Source organism: Streptomyces sp. YJ-C3 (genome assembly GCF_053891275.1).
Window position 1 is genome coordinate 2,766,821 of the sequence record NZ_CM132685.1, and the last position, 16,946, is coordinate 2,783,766.

The 16,946-nt window shown below is 72.3% G+C and carries 16 protein-coding genes; 11 read left to right on the forward strand and 5 right to left on the reverse strand.

The window, feature by feature from the left end; all coding sequences use genetic code 11:
* The first annotated feature begins 5 nt into the window (after nucleotides 1–5).
* From ACVHNB_RS12185 to ACVHNB_RS12220, 8 genes are all read left to right on the forward strand, one after another.
* Nucleotides 6–839: a M55 family metallopeptidase gene (locus ACVHNB_RS12185; RefSeq protein WP_456228037.1), complete on the forward strand. Its 834-nt coding sequence runs from the start codon at nucleotides 6–8 to the stop codon at nucleotides 837–839.
* Nucleotides 832–2,169, forward strand: a complete 1,338-nt coding sequence (locus tag ACVHNB_RS12190) for a M20/M25/M40 family metallo-hydrolase (protein ID WP_456228038.1) — start codon at nucleotides 832–834, stop codon at nucleotides 2,167–2,169. Before ACVHNB_RS12185 ends, ACVHNB_RS12190 begins: the two co-directional genes overlap by 8 nt.
* Nucleotides 2,170–2,258: 89 nt before the next feature.
* The gene (locus tag ACVHNB_RS12195) at nucleotides 2,259–4,256 is read left to right on the forward strand and encodes a dipeptidyl-peptidase 5 (protein WP_428951346.1); all 1,998 of its coding nucleotides are present in this window, start codon (nucleotides 2,259–2,261) and stop codon (nucleotides 4,254–4,256) included.
* Nucleotides 4,253–5,182 carry a S66 peptidase family protein gene (locus ACVHNB_RS12200; RefSeq protein ID WP_428951345.1) on the forward strand — a complete coding sequence of 310 codons (930 nt, stop codon included), beginning with the start codon at nucleotides 4,253–4,255 and terminating at the stop codon, nucleotides 5,180–5,182. Before ACVHNB_RS12195 ends, ACVHNB_RS12200 begins: the two co-directional genes overlap by 4 nt.
* Nucleotides 5,183–5,534: 352 nt before the next feature.
* Nucleotides 5,535–7,331, forward strand: coding sequence for a CocE/NonD family hydrolase (locus tag ACVHNB_RS12205; protein WP_428951344.1), 1,797 nt, complete (start codon nucleotides 5,535–5,537; stop codon nucleotides 7,329–7,331).
* A 106-nt stretch (nucleotides 7,332–7,437) separates the two neighbouring features.
* A complete protein-coding gene (locus ACVHNB_RS12210) occupies nucleotides 7,438–7,680 on the forward strand; it encodes a LapA family protein (protein WP_428951343.1) in 243 nt (80 codons plus the stop codon).
* Entirely contained in the window at nucleotides 7,677–7,979 is a 303-nt protein-coding gene (locus tag ACVHNB_RS12215) for a hypothetical protein (RefSeq protein ID WP_428951342.1), read from the forward strand. The genes ACVHNB_RS12210 and ACVHNB_RS12215 overlap by 4 nt, the downstream gene beginning before the upstream one ends.
* Before the next feature lie 35 nt (nucleotides 7,980–8,014).
* Nucleotides 8,015–8,572 carry a GNAT family N-acetyltransferase gene (locus tag ACVHNB_RS12220; protein ID WP_456228039.1) on the forward strand — a complete coding sequence of 186 codons (558 nt, stop codon included), beginning with the start codon at nucleotides 8,015–8,017 and terminating at the stop codon, nucleotides 8,570–8,572.
* Here ACVHNB_RS12220 and ACVHNB_RS12225 read toward each other — a convergent pair.
* Complete coding sequence (locus ACVHNB_RS12225; RefSeq protein WP_428951340.1) at nucleotides 8,541–8,891, reverse strand: DUF6204 family protein; 351 nt, start codon at nucleotides 8,889–8,891, stop codon at nucleotides 8,541–8,543. The genes ACVHNB_RS12220 and ACVHNB_RS12225 overlap by 32 nt on opposite strands.
* A gap of 68 nt (nucleotides 8,892–8,959) precedes the next feature.
* Here ACVHNB_RS12225 and ACVHNB_RS12230 point away from each other — a divergent pair, with 68 nt between their 5' ends.
* Both ACVHNB_RS12230 and ACVHNB_RS12235 read left to right on the forward strand, forming a co-directional pair.
* Nucleotides 8,960–9,859, forward strand: coding sequence for an arginase family protein (locus ACVHNB_RS12230; protein ID WP_456228040.1), 900 nt, complete (start codon nucleotides 8,960–8,962; stop codon nucleotides 9,857–9,859).
* A gap of 92 nt (nucleotides 9,860–9,951) precedes the next feature.
* A complete protein-coding gene (locus tag ACVHNB_RS12235; RefSeq protein ID WP_456228873.1) occupies nucleotides 9,952–11,949 on the forward strand; it encodes a DUF5107 domain-containing protein in 1,998 nt (665 codons plus the stop codon).
* A 26-nt stretch (nucleotides 11,950–11,975) separates the two neighbouring features.
* On the opposite strand, the gene ACVHNB_RS12240 is transcribed toward ACVHNB_RS12235, so the two are convergent.
* From ACVHNB_RS12240 to ACVHNB_RS12255, 4 genes are all read right to left on the reverse strand, one after another.
* The gene (locus tag ACVHNB_RS12240; protein ID WP_456228041.1) at nucleotides 11,976–13,283 is read right to left on the reverse strand and encodes an amidohydrolase; all 1,308 of its coding nucleotides are present in this window, start codon (nucleotides 13,281–13,283) and stop codon (nucleotides 11,976–11,978) included.
* Between the two features lie 66 nt (nucleotides 13,284–13,349).
* Nucleotides 13,350–14,621 (reverse strand): amidohydrolase family protein, encoded by a 1,272-nt coding sequence (locus ACVHNB_RS12245; protein ID WP_428951337.1) that lies wholly within the window; start codon nucleotides 14,619–14,621, stop codon nucleotides 13,350–13,352.
* Nucleotides 14,622–14,765: 144 nt separating this feature from the next.
* Complete coding sequence (locus ACVHNB_RS12250) at nucleotides 14,766–15,473, reverse strand: GntR family transcriptional regulator (protein ID WP_456228042.1); 708 nt, start codon at nucleotides 15,471–15,473, stop codon at nucleotides 14,766–14,768.
* Between the two features lie 56 nt (nucleotides 15,474–15,529).
* On the reverse strand, nucleotides 15,530–15,889 hold the full coding sequence (locus ACVHNB_RS12255; protein ID WP_428951335.1) for a VOC family protein: 360 nt from the start codon (nucleotides 15,887–15,889) through the stop codon (nucleotides 15,530–15,532).
* Nucleotides 15,890–16,221: 332 nt separating this feature from the next.
* Here ACVHNB_RS12255 and ACVHNB_RS12260 point away from each other — a divergent pair, with 332 nt between their 5' ends.
* Nucleotides 16,222–16,596, forward strand: coding sequence for an SUKH-3 domain-containing protein (locus ACVHNB_RS12260; RefSeq protein WP_456228043.1), 375 nt, complete (start codon nucleotides 16,222–16,224; stop codon nucleotides 16,594–16,596).
* The last annotated feature ends 350 nt before the right edge of the window (nucleotides 16,597–16,946 follow it).

The window sequence follows — 16,946 nt, forward strand, 5'->3', positions numbered from 1 at the left end:
TGGCCATGAAGATCCTCATCAGCGCCGACATGGAGGGCGCCACCGGTGTGACCTGGCCCGCGGACGTCCTGCCGGGCACACCGCAGTGGGAGCGCTGCCGCGCCCTGTTCACCTCGGACGTGAACGCGGCGGTGCTCGGCTTCTTCGACGGCGGCGCCGACGAGGTGCTCGTCAACGAGGCGCACTGGACGATGCGCAATCTGCTCCTGGAGCAGCTCGACGACCGCGCGCAGATGCTCACCGGACGCCACAAGTCGCTGTCCATGGTGGAGGGCGTCCAGCACGGCGATGTCGACGGCATCGCGTTCATCGGGTACCACGCGGGCGCCGGCATGGAGGGCGTCCTCGCGCACACGTACCTGGCGAACCAGATCACCGGCGTGTGGGTCAACGACGTACGGGCCAGCGAAGGCCTGCTGAACGCGCACGTGGTCGCCGAGTACGGCGTCCCCGTCGTCCTCGTCACCGGCGACGACCACGCCTGCGACGACGCTCTCGGGTACGCGCCGGAGGCCCGCAAGGTCGCCGTCAAGGACCATGTGTCCCGGTACGCGGCGGTGTGCCGCACCCCGGGGCGGACGGCCGCCGACATCCGGGCCGCCGCCAAGGACGCCGCGTCGATCGCCGTGCGTCACGAGCCGGTGCAGGCGGGTCCGTTCACGGTGGAGGTCGAGTTCGACGCCGAGCACCTCGCCATGGCCTCGACCGTCGTGCCCGGGGTCGAGCGGACCGGCGAGCGTAGGATCGCGTACACGCACGAGACCATGTACGAAGGCATCCGCACCTTCAAGGCGGTCACCACGATCGCCTCGGCCGCGGTGGAGGAACAGTATGGCTGAGCAGCACCTTCCGACGATCGACCAGAAGGCGCTCGACGAAGTCGTCACCTTCACCTCCGAGCTGATCCGCATCGACACGACGAACCGCGGCGGCGGCGACTGCAAGGAGCGCCCCGCCGCCGAGTACGCGGCGGCCCTGCTCTCCGAGGCGGGCCTGGAGCCGACGATCCTGGAGCGCACCCCGGGCCGGGGCAATGTGGTGGCCCGCATCGAGGGCACCGACCCCTCCGCCGAAGCCCTCCTGGTCCACGGCCACTTGGACGTGGTGCCCGCGGAGGCCGCCGACTGGAGCGTGCACCCGTTCTCCGGCGAGGTCCGCGACGGCGTCGTGTGGGGCCGCGGCGCCGTCGACATGAAGAACATGGACGCGATGATCCTCGCGACCGTCCGCCAGTGGGCCCGCGTCGGGTTCCGGCCGCGGCGCGACATCGTCATCGCGTTCACCGCCGACGAGGAGGCCAGCGCCGAGGACGGCTCCGGGTTCCTCGCCGACGAGCACCCCGAGCTGTTCGAGGGCTGCACCGAGGGCATCAGCGAGTCCGGCGCCTACACCTTCCACGACGGCAGCGGCAAGCAGATCTACCCCATCGGCGCGGGCGAGCGCGGCACCGGCTGGCTCAAGCTCACCGCCCACGGCAAGGCGGGACACGGCTCGAAGGTGAACGCGGCGAACGCGGTCACGCGCCTCGCCGCCGCCGTCACCCGCATCGGCGAGCACCAGTGGCCGATCCGCCTCACGCCCACCGTGCGCGCCGCCCTGTCCGAACTCGCGGCCCTGTACGGCATCGAGACCGATGTCCACGCGGCGGACTTCGACGTCGACGCGCTGCTGGCCCGGCTCGGCCCGGCCGCCTCCCTCGTCGAGGCGACCGTGCGCAACAGCGCCAACCCGACGATGCTGTCCGCCGGCTACAAGATCAACGTGATCCCGGGCGAGGCCACCGCGCACGTCGACGGCCGCTATCTGCCGGGCGCCGAGGACGAGTTCCACACCACCCTCGACGCGCTCACCGGACCGGACGTCGACTGGGAGTTCCACCACCGCGAGGTCGCCCTCCAGGCGCCCGTCGACTCGCCCACGTTCGCGAAGATGCGGGCCGCGGTGGAGGAGTTCGCCCCCGAGGGGCACACCGTCCCCTACTGCATGTCGGGCGGCACGGACGCCAAGCAGTTCTCCCGCCTCGGTATCACCGGCTACGGCTTCGCCCCGCTCAAGCTCCCCGAGGGCTTCGACTACCAGGCACTCTTCCACGGTGTCGACGAGCGGGTCCCGGTGGAGGCGCTGCACTTCGGCGTGCGCGTACTCGACCGGTTCTTGCGCTCGGCATAGGCACGGCCCCTACCCGCGCGACGTACTAGGAAAAAGCGGAGGACGCGAAGAACATGGAGGGTCTGGAGTAAATGGGGGGCGGGAACGACATGGTGCACACGCAGGCCTACGGCTCCTGGCCGTCGCCGATCGACGCCGCGCTGGCGGCGGCGCACGACGGCAAGCCGGAGTACGTCGGATTCGTGGGCGACGAGGCCTGGTGGACCGAGCCGCGGCCGGCCGAGGCGGGCCGGCGCGCCCTGGTGCGGCGCAGGCCCGACGGCACGGAGCAGTCCGTGCTGCCCGCGCCGTGGAACGTGCGCAGCCGCGTCATCGAGTACGGCGGCCGTCCCTGGGCCGGCACCCAGCGCTCCGAGGGCCCGCTGCTGGTCTTCGTGAACTTCGCCGACCAGCGGCTGTACGCGTACGAGCCCGACCTTCCCGGCGCGCAGCCGCGCCCGCTCACCCCGCTGTCCGCCGTCGGCGACGGCCTGCGCTGGGCCGACCCGCAGTTCCACCCCGGCCGGGACGAGGTGTGGTGCGTCCTGGAGGAGTTCACCGGCGACGGGCCGACCGACGTGCGGCGCGTGGTCGCGGCCGTCCCGCTGGACGGCTCGGCGGCCGATGACCGCGGCGCGGTGCGCGAACTCACCGACGGCGCCCACCGGTTCGTCACCGGCGCCCGGCTCGCGCCGGACGGCCGACGGGCCGCGTGGATCGCCTGGGATCACCCGCGCATGCCCTGGGACGGCACCGAGCTGCTGGTCGCGGACGTCGCCGGGGACGGCACGTTCGGCCCCGCGCGGACCGTGGCGGGCGGCCCGGAGGAGTCCGTCTGCCAGGTCGAGTGGGCCCACGACGGGGCGCTCCTGTACTCGGGGGACGCCGGCGGCTGGTGGAACGTGTACCGGATCGACGCGGCGGGCGCCGGCTCCGGCGCGGCCCGGCCGCTCTGCCCCCGCGAGGAGGAGTTCGGCGGGCCGCTGTGGAAGATCGGCCTGAGCTGGTTCAAGCCGCTGGAGGCCGGGCTGGTCGCCGTCGTGCACGGCGTCGGCGCCACCTCGCTCGGCGTCCTCGACCCGGAGACCGGCGAGGTCGTCGACACGGCCGGCCCCTGGACCGAGTGGTCCTCCTCGCTCGCCGTGCACGGCACCCGCGTCGTCGGCGTCGCCGCGAGCCCCCGCACCGGACACGAGGTCGTCGAGCTGGACACCTCCACCGGGCGCACCCGGGTGATCGGCGGCGCGCACAGCGACCCCGTCGACCCGGCGTACTACCCCGAGCCGCAGATCCGTGTCTTCAGCGGGCCCGACGGCCGGGACGTCCACGCCCACATCTACCCGCCGCACAGCCCCACCCACGCGGCCCCGGACGAGGAACTCCCGCCGTACGTCGTATGGGCGCACGGCGGCCCCACCGGTCACTCGCCGCTCGTCCTCGACCTGGAGATCGCCTACTTCACCTCGCGCGGCATCGGCGTCGCCGAGGTCAACTACGGCGGCTCCACGGGCTACGGGCGCGAGTACCGCAACCGGCTGCGGGAGCAGTGGGGCGTCGTCGACGTCGAGGACTGCGCGGCCGTCGCCCTCGCGCTCGCCGACGAGGGCACCGCCGACCGGGACCGCCTCGCCATCCGCGGCGGCAGCGCCGGCGGCTGGACCAGCGCGGCGTCCCTGACCAGCACGGACGTCTACGCGTGCGGCACCGTCATCTACCCCATCCTCGACCTCACCGCCTGGGGAAGCGGGGAGACGCACGACTTCGAGTCGCAGTACCTGGAGTCCCTCGTCGGACCGCTCGACGAGGTCCCCGCACGGTACGCGGAGCGCTCCCCGGCCGAGCACGCCGACCGGCTCACGGCGCCCTTCCTGCTTCTCCAGGGACTCGACGACGTGATCTGTCCGCCCGCCCAGTGCGAGCGGTTCCTCGCGCGGGTGGAGAGCGAGGGGCGGCGGGTGCCGCACGCCTACATCGCCTTCGAGGGCGAGGGGCACGGATTCCGCCGGGCGGACACCATGGTCCGCGCCCTGGAAGCCGAACTCTCCCTGTACGCCCAGGTGTTCGGCCTGCACCCGATCGGCATCCCCACCCTGGAGCTCACCAAGTGAAACCGCTGGTGCGGCCGGAGAGGCTGGCTCCCGGCGCCCGGGTCGCCGTCGTCGCGCCCAGCGGTCCGGTCCCCGAGGACCGGCTGCAGGCGGGCCTGGACATCCTGCGCGGCTGGGACCTGGAGCCGGTCGTCGCGCCCCATGTCCTGGACGTGCACGGGGAGTTCGGCTACCTCGCGGGTGCGGACGCCGACCGGGCCGCCGATCTGCAGCGCGCCTGGTGCGATCCCGGTGTCGACGCCGTGCTGTGCGCCCGCGGCGGATACGGGGCACAGCGCATGGTCGACCTGCTCGACTGGACGGCGATGCGGGCCGCGCGGCCCAAGGCGTTCGTCGGGTACAGCGACATCACCGCGCTGCACGAGGCGTTCGCCGTCCGCCTCGGCGTGAGCACGCTGCACGGGCCGATGGTCGCGGCGGCGGACTTCCTCAAGAACGCACGGGCGCAGGACCATCTGCGGGCCACGCTGTTCGCACCCGAGTCGGTCCGGGTGATCCCCGCGGGGGAGGGGGCCGGTGTACTGGTGCCCGGCGTCGCGCGGGGCGTCACCCTGGGCGGCTGCCTGTCCCTGCTCGCCGCCGATCTCGGTACGCGGCACGCCCGTGCCTGCGCGCGTGGGGGCCTGCTCTGTCTGGAGGACGTCGGTGAGGAGACGTACCGCATCGACCGGTACGTCACCCAACTCCTGCGCGGGGGCTGGCTGGAGGGCGTCTCGGGGATTCTTCTCGGGTCCTGGGCGGAGTGCGATCCGTACCCTGAGGTGCGGGCTCTTCTCATGGACCGGTTGGGCGGGCTCGGGGTTCCTGTGGTGGAGGAGTTCGGGTTCGGGCACGGGGACGGGGCGTTGACCCTGCCGTTCGGGGTGGCGGGGCAATTGGACGCCGGGGCCTTGACGTTGACGCTGGATGCGCCGGCGCTGCGCTGACGCCTCACCGCCTGCCGGGTTCTCTTGCCGGGCGGCACCGGGTTCGCCGTGGTTGCTCGCGCAGTTCCCCGCGCCCCTGAAGGCCTGCGGCCCCGCCGCGCCTCCGGGAGCGGGCGCGTACCTCCGTGCAGGACCTATGACCTGAGATGGCGCACGCAGTGCGCATCTCAGGGGCGCGGGGAACTGCGCGACCAGCCACACTCCACCCGCACTCACCCAACACGCCGCCCCGCACGGCGATCGGCCCCGCCAGAAACCTCCCGCACACCCATTGACCCTCAACTGACACGCGTCACACCATGACTCCGCGCGCATACCTACTGGTCGGTAAAACCACGCGTGGAGGACACCCGTGCCCAGACCCCGTACCCCCCTCACCGCCGCCATCGGCACCGTCGCGGCGGCACTCGCGGCCCCGCTGGCCCTCGCCGTCCCCGCGAGCGCGGTCGGCGGCGTGACCGCGTCCACCGGCGAATACACCGTCACGGCACTGAAGTTCACCGTGCAGACCGGTGACCGCACCTGCACCGTGGATGCGGACCTGTACCGGCCCGCCGGTGTCGACGCGGAGCACCCCGCGCCCGCCGTCCTCACCACGAACGGCTTCGGCGGCAGTAAGTCGGACGGGTCCACGGACGCGACCGGCAAGGCCTTCGCGCAGCGCGGCTACGTCGGACTGGTCTACTCGGGCCTCGGCTTCGGCAAGTCGGGCTGCCTGATCTCGCTCGACGACCCCCGCATCGACGGCAAGGCGGCCTCCGCGCTCGTCGACTTCCTCGCCGGCACCCGGGCCGCCGACGACGGCACCGAGGTCGACTACGTCACGGCCGACAAGAAGGGCGACCCGCGCGTCGGCATGATCGGCGGCTCGTACGGCGGCGCCGTCCAGATGGCCACGGCCGCCGTGGACCACCGGGTGGACGCGCTGGTCCCGCTGATCACCTGGCACGACCTGGCCTACTCGCTCGACCCGCAGAACGCCGCCGACCGGGACACCCCCGGCGTCTTCAAGTGGCAGTGGAGCAACGGGTTCTATCTGATGGGCGAAGGGCAGCCGCTGCTGGAGCCCTCGCTCGACCCGTCGCGCATCAACAAGCTGAGCTGCCTGCACTTCGTCGACGACGCCTGCGAGACGATCCGCACCCTCAACTCCGGCCGCTACCCGGCCGACAGGACCCGGGCGCTGCTCGACTACGCGCGCAGCGTGTCCCCGGTCTCGTACCTGAAGGACGTGAAGGCGCCGACGCTGCTCGTCCAGGGGCAGGCCGACAGTCTGTTCAATCTCAACGAGGCCAGGGCCACGTACGACACCCTGCGCGGGCAGGGCACCACCGCCAAGATGATCTGGCAGTCGTGGGGACACAGCGGCGGGCTCACCGACCCCGCGTCCGGTGAACTCAACCTGTCGCAGGGCAACTTGGAGACCAGCTACGTCGGCAGGCGGATCCTCGCCTGGTTCGACCGCTACCTGAACCACAAGAAGGGCGTCGACACCGGACCCGCCTTCGCCTACTACCGGGACTGGATCGGCGACCCGGACGACACCTACGCGACCGCCCCGGGCGTCCCCGCCCTGTCGAAGAAGCTGTACCTGTCCGGCGACGGCAAGCTCGTCGACAACCGCAAGAAGGTCGCCCGCGGCAGCCGCGAGTACCGCAACTGGCTCATCCCCACCAGCCACTCCGAGTCGTCCCTCGCCGGACTCATCGGACTGCCCGACCCGGCGCCGCGCGACACCCGGGGTACCTACCTCGACTGGACCACCGACCCGCTGACCGCGGCCACCGACGTCGTCGGCGCCCCGAAGGCCACCCTCAAGGTGATCTCGCCGAGGACGGAGCGCGTGCAGCACTCCGGTGACGCCGCCGACAAGCTCGTCCTCTTCGCGAAGCTGTACGACGTCGCGCCCGACGGCACGAAGACCCTGGTGCACCGGCTGGTGGCCCCGGTCCGGGTGCCCGACGTCACCCGCCCCTTCACCGTCACCCTGCCCGGCATCGTGCATCGCTACGAGAAGGGACACCGCATCCGGTTCGTCGTCGCCGCGAGCGACGACGCGTACGGCGGCAACAAGGGCGTCAAGCCGGTCACCGTCACCAGCGCGCCCGAGGACACCGGCACCGTGGAACTGCCCGTCGTCGGGCAGTAGCCGTCACCCGTACGGGCCCTCGGCCGCTGCGTAAACGCCGCTTTCCCGCACATGCTGGGCGGGGAGGCGGCGACGTCCTCCGGGGGAACGACGGAAGGGTCCACCGATGAGCCCCAAGGACACCGCGAGCTCCTCGAAGAGCGGCGGCTCCAGCGCGTTCACGCCGGCCAGGATCGCGGTACTGGTCCTGGCGGTCCTCGCCGTGATCTTCATCTTCGAGAACACCCGTCAGGTGAAGATCCGGCTGCTGATCCCCGAGGTCACCATGCCGCTGTACCTGGCGCTCGCGGCCGTCTTCGTCATCGGCGGCATCTGCGGGGGCTATTTCATGGCGAGGAGACGCAAGTGAGACGACGAGTGGCGACAGTGGCGGCCGGGACGGTGCTCGCCCTGACCGCGTCGGCGGGCGCGGCGGCCGCGGCCGACGGGCCGCGGATGCCCGACTTCCGCGGCCGCGGGCTGATGCACGTGTTCTCGACCCTCGACTACCGGACCAAGGTCGAGGTCGCCGACGTCAGCGGCACGCACCGGCACGTCCTGTGGCCGCTGAGCTGGAAGGTGTGCAGCCAGTCCCCGGCCGTCGGGCGGGAGATCGGGACCGGCACCGTGCGCATCGGCGTCGTGAAGCACGGCGAGAAATGCCCGTAGCAGGGTGCCCGGCAGCCGCCGCGTAGGCTGCCCGGATGAATGATCATCTGGCCGTGGGTGGCCGTGTCGTCCTGCGGCACATCGCCCTCACCGACGCCGACGAGTTCACCGCCCGGGTCCGCGAGAGCCGGGAACTGCACCGGCCCTGGCTCTTCCCGCCGCTGACCGCCGACGCGTTCGCCGGGTACGCCGGGCAGCTCGTCGAGGACCCGGCGAAGCACGGCTTCCTCGTGTGCGAGCGGGAGAGCGGCGCCATCGCCGGATTCATCAACATCAACAACGTCGTCCAGGGCGGCTTCCGCAGCGGCGCGCTCGGCTACGGCGCCTTCGCGCACGCCGCCGGGCGCGGTCTGATGTCCGAGGGGCTCGGCCTCGTGATCCGGTACGCGTTCGGACCGCTCGGCCTGCACCGACTGGAGATCAACGCCCAGCCCGGCAACACCGCGTCCCTCGCGCTGGCCCGCCGCGCCGGATTCCGCCTGGAGGGCTTCTCGCCGGACTTCCTCTTCATCGACGGGGCCTGGCGCGACCACGAGCGCTGGGCGCTCACCGCCGAGATGACTACCGCCCGGCCCGGCCCGGCTTCCGGTTGATCTTCATGGTGTCCATGTCGGTCACCGTCGAGCGCAGCTCCCCGTGCCCGAGGCCGCGCTCGCGCAGATACGCCTCGGCACGCTCCTCGGCGAGCGCGCCCGCCATCTCGTCGCCGTCGTCCGGGTCGGACGCGACGACGTAGCGCATCGAGAAGTGCTTGAGCGTGCGGTCGTACGCGAGCGAGCCCTCGGGCGCGAACCGCATCCCCGCGATGCCCTCGTGCTCCGCCACCTCGGCGAGCAGCCGCTCCCGCACCGCGTCGTCGAGACCCTCGAAGGTGGCGCGGACGATGACCCGGTAGGTGTGGCTCTCGGCCATGGTGCGACGTGCTCCTCGTGCTGCGGAACTGTTGAAAACGCCAGCCTACGTCGATGAGGATGGCCGGCATGCGGAATATCGTCGCCATCGACGCCCCCTCCAACCTGGGCCTGCGCCCGCCCGCCCCCGGCACGGTCCCCGGCGTCTACAAGCTCGCCGGCGCGCTGCGCGAGAACGGGATCGTGCGCAGGCTCGGCGCCCTCGAGGGCGGCGTCGTCGTCCCGCCGCGCTACGACCGGGGCGACTGGCAGGAGGGCGACGGGGTCTTCAACGCCGCCGCCATCGCCGCGTACACCGTGCGGCTCGCCGACCGGATCGAACGGCACCTGCGCGCCGGGGAGTTCACGCTCGTGCTCGGCGGCGACTGCTCGATCCAGCTGGGCGCCGCGCTCGCCCTGCGCCGCATCGGCCGCTTCGGACTCGCGGCCGTCGACGCCTCGGCCGACTTCCGCCACCCCGGGAACTCCGAGAGGGTCGGCGCCGCCGGCGGCGAGGAACTGGCCCTCGCGACGGGCCGCGGGCAGCGGGATCTCACCGACCTGGAAGGGCTGCGGCCGTATCTGCGCGACGAGGACGTCCGGCTCTTCGGCGGACGCGACGCCTTTGAGGACGACCGGGCCGAGCTCGCCGCACTCAAGATCCCGAACGTGACGGTCGGCGAACTCCGCGAGTGGGGCGTCGACGACGTCGTACGCGGCTTCGTGCAGAGCTTCGAGGTGCCGGTGCTCGACGGATTCTGGGTGCACCTCGACGCCGACGTGCTCGACCCGTCCGTCATGCCCGCCGTCGACAGCCCCGACCCGGACGGGCTGCTGCCCGACGAACTCCTCGCGCTGCTGAGGCCGTTGCTCGCCTCGCCGCGCTGCGTCGGCATGAACGTCACGATCTACGACCCCGACCTGGACCCGGACGGCACCGCGGGAGCGCTGCTCACCGATCTGGTCGTCGCCGCCTTTGCGCAATCCTGACCGGAGCAGCCCCTGGTCAGCTCGCCGATGACCATGTTCCATGGTCATCGGGGGCGGGCCGCGCCCCGGGCCGACGGGAGGCAGACGTGACCATGCTGCGACGTGAGGTACTGACCCTGCCGGGCGTCGAGTTGGGCCCCGCGAACCCGCTGCCGCCGCTGCGGCCCCTCGACGAGGTCCACGGGATCGACGAGCGCGCCAAGGAGGACCTGCCGCTCGACATGGCCCGCCAGCTCGGCTACCGGCCCCTGCGCAGCCTGCTGCCCGAGCGGATCCGCGACGGCTACGGCCGGGACCGGGCCCCGGTCGACCTCGACACGATCGTGCTCGAGAACGACCGGCTGCGGGTGACGGTGCTACCGGGCCTCGGCGGACGGATCGCCTCGCTGTTCCACAAGCCGACCGGGCGCGAACTCCTCTACCGCAACCCGGTGTTCCAGCCCGCCGCCTTCGCGCTCAACGGCGCCTGGTTCTCCGGTGGCGTCGAGTGGAACATCGGCGCCACCGGCCACACCACCCTGTCCTGCGCGCCCCTGCACGCGGCGCGTGTCACCGCGCCCGACGGCGGCGAGATGCTGCGCCTGTGGGAGTGGGAGCGGCTGCGCGACCTGCCCTTCCAGGTGGACCTGTGGCTGCCGGAGGAATCCGACTTCCTCTACGTCGCCGTCCGCATCCGCAATCCGCACGAGAAGCCCGCGCCGGTCTACTGGTGGTCCAACATCGCCGTGCCCGAGGAGCGCCGGGTGATCGCCCCCGCACAGGAGGCCTGGCACTTCGGGTACGAGCACGCGCTGCGCAGGGTCCCCGTGCCCGAGTGCGACGGCTGCGACCGCACGTATCCGCTGAACAGCGAGTTCCCCGCCGACTACTTCTACGAGGTGGGGGACGGCCGGCGCCGCTGGATCGCCGCGCTCGACGGGGACGGGCACGGGCTCGTCCAGACGTCGACCGACACACTGCGCGGCCGGAAGCTGTTCCTGTGGGGGAGCGGCACCGGCGGGCGGCGCTGGCAGGAATGGCTGACCGAGCCCGGCACCGGCGGCTACGCCGAGATCCAGGCCGGCCTCGCGCGCACTCAGCTGGAGCACGTACGCCTCGAGGCGGAGGGGGAGATCAGCTGGATGGAGGCGTACGGGCCGCTGTCGGCCACTGCCGAAACGGTTCACTCCCAGGGGAGTTGGGCCGCCGTCGTCGACGAGGTCGAGGGGCGGCTGGAACGGGCGCTGCCGCGGGCCGACGTCGAGGCCGCGTACGAGGCATGGCGGCCGCACGCCGATGCCGAGCCGGGGCAGCGGCTCGCCGTCGGATCCGGGTGGGGTGCGCTCGAAGTGCTGCGCGCCGGATGGAAGCTGCCCGGGACGCCGTTCGACGAGTCGACCCTCGGCGAGGCGCAGGCCCCGTGGCGGGAGCTGCTGGAGACGGGCGCGCTCCCGGAGCCGCGGCGGGTCGGCGCGCCCGGGCCCAGCCCGGTCGCCCCGGCCTGGCGGGACATGCTGGAGACGGCGCCGGCCCGGCCGCTGTCCGAGTACCACCTCGGGGTGGCGCAGTGGCATGCGGGGGACCGCGCCCAGGCCGTGCGCAGTTGGGAGCGCGGGCTCGAACTCGCCGCGTCCGACTGGCCGTTCCTGCGGTGCCTGGCGGTGGCCGACGCCACGGACGGACACCACGAGCGGGCCGCCGACCGGCATGCCGAGGCGTTCGACGACCTGTGCGCGGAGCGCCGGGACGACGGGGAGGCCTGGGTGGCCGCGACGGCCGCGCTCGGGCGCGAGGCGATCGAGGCGTTGCTGGCGGTGGGGCGGGCCGGGGAGGCGCGGGGTGTGTGGGGCCGGTTGCACGCGGGGACGCGGTCGCGCGGCCGGTTCCGTCTGCTGGAGGCCCGACTTCTGCTCGCCGAGGGCGAGGTGGCGGCCGCTCGGGGTGTCTTCGAGGCGGGGTTCGAGGTCGCGGATCTGCGGGAGGGGGCGGAGATCCTCGGGGAGGTCTGGGCGCGGGTCGCACCGGGCGAGCCGTTGCCCGCCCGGTACGACTTCCGCATGAGGCCCCCGTTGACATCGGACCCCGCCCGGTCAAGCCCCTCCGGCGATTGACGAGTAGGGGCCGGGGCCCGTGCCGGTCAGACCAGCTCCCCGTTCTGCGCCACGACCTGACCGCCGTGGACGACCATGTCGCGCTGCGGCATGTCGACCACGACCTGCGGGACGCACTCGCCGCGCACGAGGACGAAGTCCGCCGGTGACCCGGGCCGCAGGTCGGCGTGCGGGAGGCCCATCACGTCGGCGCCGCCGTGCGCGCCCACCGTGTAGCAGGACGTCAGCTCGTCGTCGAGGCGGACATCCGTGACCCAGCCGAGGATGTGCGCCCGGTGCAGCATGTCCGCGTTGCCGAACGGGCTCCACGAGTCGCGCACCCCGTCCGAGCCCAGCCCGACCCGCACCCCGTGCTTCTTCAGCTCGGTGATGGGCAGCACCAGGGACTCGTTCGGCGCGACCGTGGTCAGGGCGATGTCCAGATCGGCCAGGTCGCCCGCCATCGTGTCGAGTTCGGCCGCGGACAGGAACGGCAGACAGAAGACGTGGCTCACCGTCACCTTGCCCCGCAGCGACAGCGCCCGGGTGCGCTCGATGATGCCGCGCAGCACCTTCGTGCCCTTCTCGTCGCGGTCGTGCAGGTGGATGTCGACGCCGACACCGTGCTTGTCCGCCAGGTTGAAGACCAGGTCCAGCTGCTCGTCGAGGGCGTGGTCGAAGCTGATCGGGTCGATACCGCCGATCATGTCGACGAGGCCGCCGCGCGCGGCGGCCTCCAGCAGCTTCGCCGTACCGGGCGTACGGACCACGCCGTGCTGCGGGAACGCCACGATCTGCACGTCGAGCGCGTCCGCGAGCCGCTCCCTGGCCTCGGCGATGCCCTCGACACCGGCAAGCCCGTAGGCCGGCGCCACGTCGGCGTGCGCCCGCATGGCACGCGTGCCGCGGGTCACGGCGTGCGCCATCAGGCCGTACGCGCGCTCGCCGACAGGACGCTTCTGCGACTCGAAGAGCTCGACGTCCTGCGCGCAGTAGTCGGCGATGCTGCTCGCAGGCTTGCGGGTCACCCAGTCGCCGCCCCAGCTCGTCTTGTCGGGGTGGATGTGCGCGTCCACCAGCGAGGGCAGGGCGAGCCGCCCGCCGCCGTCGACGACCTTGGCGCCCCTGGGGGCGGGGGCGTCGCTGATCAGACCGTCGATCACGGTCAGGTCCACGGCGTCCCGCGCGCCGAAGGGCCGTACGTCGCGGAAGACCACGGCCTTCTTGGGGCGATGCGCGCCGCCGGACCGGGCCGTGGCCGCCGGTGCCGCCGCGGCCGCCGACGGGGTCAGGGCCGCGCCCAGCGAGGCGGCTCCCGCGAGGACACCACGACGGGACAGGGGAGGGGGAGTCATACGGAATCTCCTTCGAAGGCGATTGAGGGTGGGGCGGTGGAACGGGCGACCTGGTGCGTCGGGTGATCAGAGGGCGATGCCCGAACGCACCACGCGAACCGGGGACTTGAGGACCGAGACGTCCGCCAGCGGATCGCCCGGGATCAGCAGGACGTCGCCCGCGTGGCCGCGCGTCAGGCGGCCCGCCGAGCCGTCCAGGCCGAGCAGGTGAGCGGCGCCGGTCGTCGCGGTGCGGATCGCGTCGAGCGCCGACAGACCCGCCGCGTGCATCAACTCGACTTCGCGGCCGATCGGCTTGATCGAGCCGCCCGAGGAGTCGGTGCCGGCGGCCAGCGGCACCCCCGTCTCGTGCGCGGCGAGCACGGCCTTCTTGAGCACCGGCAGATAGGCGCGGCCGCGCTCGGCCAGGACCGGGTCCGAGGAGTCGGCGAGGCCGGCGATCGCGGTGAGGGTGGGGGTGAAGTACGTGCCCCTGCGCCGCATTTCGCGCAGGGTGCGCTCGGCGACGAACACGCCGTGCTCCAGGGAACGGATGCCCGCGGTCACCGCGTCGTGGCAGCCCTGTTCGCTGTAGCTGTGGCACAGCACGCCCTTGCCGCCGCGCCGGGCGGCCGCCACCACCTCGGCGAGCTGCTCGTGCGAGTACACCTGGGCGAGCGGGTCCTGCTCGGGCAGGCCCGCGCGCTCGTTGACCCGGGTCTTCACGACGTCCGCGCCGCGGGCCAGGTTCACCTGGACGACGCGGCGCAGCGCCTCGGCGGACCGCACGCCGTTCTTGAGCCGGGCCAGCGGCGTCAGGTCGGGATCGGCGAGGACGGTGTCGCCGAGGTCGGGCGTGACGAAGATGCCGGCGGCCCGCAGCCGCGGTGCCAGTTCGGGGGCCTGGCGGGCCAACTCCCGTACGGCGATGTCCTGGTAGAAGTTCGTGGAGCCGCTGCGCGCGCTGGTGGCGCCCTGGCGGACGGCGTCGCGCGCCTCGGCCGCGGTGTTGAGGTGGATGTGGGCGTCGATCAGCCCCGGCAGCATCCAGTGGCCGTGCGCGTCCAGGCGCGGCATACCGGCGGGGACGTCGACGTCGTCACGGGAGCCGGCCGCGCGCACCACACCGGCCCGGATCACGACGACCGCGTCCTCGGTGACCTCGCCGGTCGCCGGATCGAGCAGCGTGCCGCCCTCGACGACCAGGTCACCGGTGCGGGCGGGACTCTTCGGCGCCGCCGCGGCGGGGGCCGAACCGGCGGTGAGGGCGGTGGCGGTGCCGGCGAGGGCCGCGGAGGCGGCGAGCACCCCGCGGCGGGTCAGTCGGCTGGACGGGGGCTCGGCGGGCTCGACACACATGGGGGCTCCTTGGGGGGAGGAGGACCTGGCCCGACTTTTTGTATACCAACAGAAAGGGCGCGGCAAGATCGCCTCGCGACCGCCCCGCCCCTTTGCGTGCTTTCCCGGGAATGTCTAGCGGTTCCGAACCTGCTTGTGGCCCATCTACGCGCTCTCGGTATACAAACTGGAGCCGGAGTCACCGAAGAGCGACTTCAGCGCCACCGCGCGGCTGTCCCTGACGTGCAGCAGCGTGCTCGCCGCCGCGGACTCCTCGTCGCCCGCAGCGATGTGCCGGAACATGTCGGCGTGCTGCGCCCGCATGTGCTCGGGCTCGTCGCGCATCCCGAACAACAGCTGCAACTGCCAGCTGAGCTGCTCCATGGTGCGGGCCAGCAGCGGGTTGCCGCCGAGCGCCACGATCTCCTCGTGGAACGCCGTGTGCGCCGCCACCTCGCGCGGCCCCTCGTCCGCCGCGGCCGCCCACTCGGCCCGCGCGAGGAGCTCCCGCAGCGCGGCAAGGCCCTCCGGTTCCCGCGGTCCCGCGGCGGCGACCGCGCGGGCCGCGAGCCGCGAGGCCTGCACGGCCAGCGGCTCCCACACCTCGTACAGGTGCCGGACGTCGACCCGTTCCAGACGCCGCACACGCACACCGCTGTGCGGCAGCAGTTCCAGCAGGCCCTCGGTCACCAGGGCGCGCAGCGCCTCGCGCACCGGGACCCGGGACATGCGCAGCTCCTCGGCGACCTCCCGCTCCACGAGGCGCGCGCCCATCGGGTAGCGGCGGTCGACGATGCGCCGGCGCACCTCCTCGCGCGCCTGCGCGCTCAGGGACGTCCGTCCCTGCCCCGGCTCCTCCTGCTTGCCCGCCACGTGCACCGTCCTTCGCCGTCGTGCTCCGGGCGAGGATACGTGCACGCCGTGAGGGCTCAGGATTCCGCGGGCACCTGCCGGTCCACGTACTCGAAGACCGAGCCGTCGGGGTGCAGCGCGATGAGATTGCGGCCGGCCGGGGTCGGTACCGGCCCCGCGACGACCTTCGCGCCCGACGCCGTCAGGACCGCGTTGGCCTCGTCCACGTCCCGTACGGCGATCGTGGCCGACACCTTGCGCAGCACTTCCAGCTCCCGCTCGGGACCGCTCATCAGCAGGAAGCAGCCGACGGCGGCGACGGAGACCCCGCCACGATCGAAACGCAGCGCCTGGCTGCCCGTGAGCTGTTCGTAGAACGTGACCGAGGACTCCAGGTCCTCGACGCAGATGCGCAGCGTGGTTCCCAGGATCTCCATGACTGGAGCGTCTCCATCTCTCTGACCCGCGAAGTCCTTGATCTCCGTACCCCACCAGCGGGAAACGACCGGCCGCAGCCTGCCGCCACCCCCTCCCGGCGGAGCTGCAACGATTTCATGATTGCCATCCCCGTCGCTACCGTCCCCGGTGAGGAGATGCCCTCAACTCCTCGGCTCCTGATGGCCACTTCCCGGCGCCACCGCGATCCGGGTGCGCCAGCGAGGCTCGAGTCATCGAGGGGCGAGGACTGCAAGGAACCCTGCGCCTCCCGCACGCGCATGCTTCCGCCCGTCGGTGCCATCGCTGTTTGATCTGGAAGAGGATGAGAACTGTGTCCGTCGTATTGAAGTCTCCTGAGGCGGCTGATGCCTGGCTGGGGAGTGCCGGGTGGTACCCGGGACGCCGGTGTGACGACCTGGCCGCCGCTGAAGTGGAGACGGCTCTGACGGATTTCCGCAACGACGGCGACAGTCTTGAAGTCATCCAGCCTGCTCTCGAATTTCTCCGTGAGCACGTCGGCCTTGATCTGCCTGTTCAGGCCGCTACCGAAGACAGGCTGATCTTCCATCCGCGCCTCATGTATGAAGGCGCGGCGGAGGATGTTCAAGAACTCGCCGACGGACTGAAAAAGAAGGTCTTCCCCGTCGCGCACGACACCTATGACGGTGCAACGGTCCTCATGGACGAAGCGGGAAGATTCTTCTAGCTGCATCACAGCGGCGACTATTTTCTCGGCGACGACAAGTACTCGGCGTTGATGAGCTACTCGCGCGGCTATCCACTCGACGACGCGGAGGACTACTACGCCTGAGCTTCAGTCCCGACTCCGCGTCGGAGCGCGTGCGTAACCCAGCAGTGTGCACTTACGCGTCCGCGACCCTCGGCGTCCTCCAGTTCGCTGCGAACCGCAGGACGGCTAGCCGCGGGCCTGCTCGACAGCGGCGACGAGTTTCTCCGCGAGATCGTTGCTCTTGTGCGGAACGGACAGGCTGTGGGGATCCGAAACGGCGCCGGAAAGGGTGAGCCACCTTCTGCGGCAGCCGGGCGTGCAAGCGC

What these genes read in the sequence shown, in the direction of transcription:
- ACVHNB_RS12185 (WP_456228037.1), top strand. Translation starts at nt 6, where the DNA reads ATGAAGATCCTCATCAGCGCCGACATGGAGGGCGCCACCGGTGTGACC.
- ACVHNB_RS12240 (WP_456228041.1), bottom strand. Translation starts at nt 13,283, where the DNA reads ATGACTCCCCCTCCCCTGTCCCGTCGTGGTGTCCTCGCGGGAGCCGCC.
- ACVHNB_RS12220 (WP_456228039.1), top strand. Translation starts at nt 8,015, where the DNA reads ATGAATGATCATCTGGCCGTGGGTGGCCGTGTCGTCCTGCGGCACATC.
- ACVHNB_RS12210 (WP_428951343.1), top strand. Translation starts at nt 7,438, where the DNA reads ATGAGCCCCAAGGACACCGCGAGCTCCTCGAAGAGCGGCGGCTCCAGC.
- ACVHNB_RS12195 (WP_428951346.1), top strand. Translation starts at nt 2,259, where the DNA reads ATGGTGCACACGCAGGCCTACGGCTCCTGGCCGTCGCCGATCGACGCC.
- ACVHNB_RS12230 (WP_456228040.1), top strand. Translation starts at nt 8,960, where the DNA reads ATGCGGAATATCGTCGCCATCGACGCCCCCTCCAACCTGGGCCTGCGC.
- ACVHNB_RS12235 (WP_456228873.1), top strand. Translation starts at nt 9,952, where the DNA reads ATGCTGCGACGTGAGGTACTGACCCTGCCGGGCGTCGAGTTGGGCCCC.
- ACVHNB_RS12255 (WP_428951335.1), bottom strand. Translation starts at nt 15,889, where the DNA reads ATGGAGATCCTGGGAACCACGCTGCGCATCTGCGTCGAGGACCTGGAG.
- ACVHNB_RS12225 (WP_428951340.1), bottom strand. Translation starts at nt 8,891, where the DNA reads ATGGCCGAGAGCCACACCTACCGGGTCATCGTCCGCGCCACCTTCGAG.
- ACVHNB_RS12190 (WP_456228038.1), top strand. Translation starts at nt 832, where the DNA reads ATGGCTGAGCAGCACCTTCCGACGATCGACCAGAAGGCGCTCGACGAA.
- ACVHNB_RS12245 (WP_428951337.1), bottom strand. Translation starts at nt 14,621, where the DNA reads ATGTGTGTCGAGCCCGCCGAGCCCCCGTCCAGCCGACTGACCCGCCGC.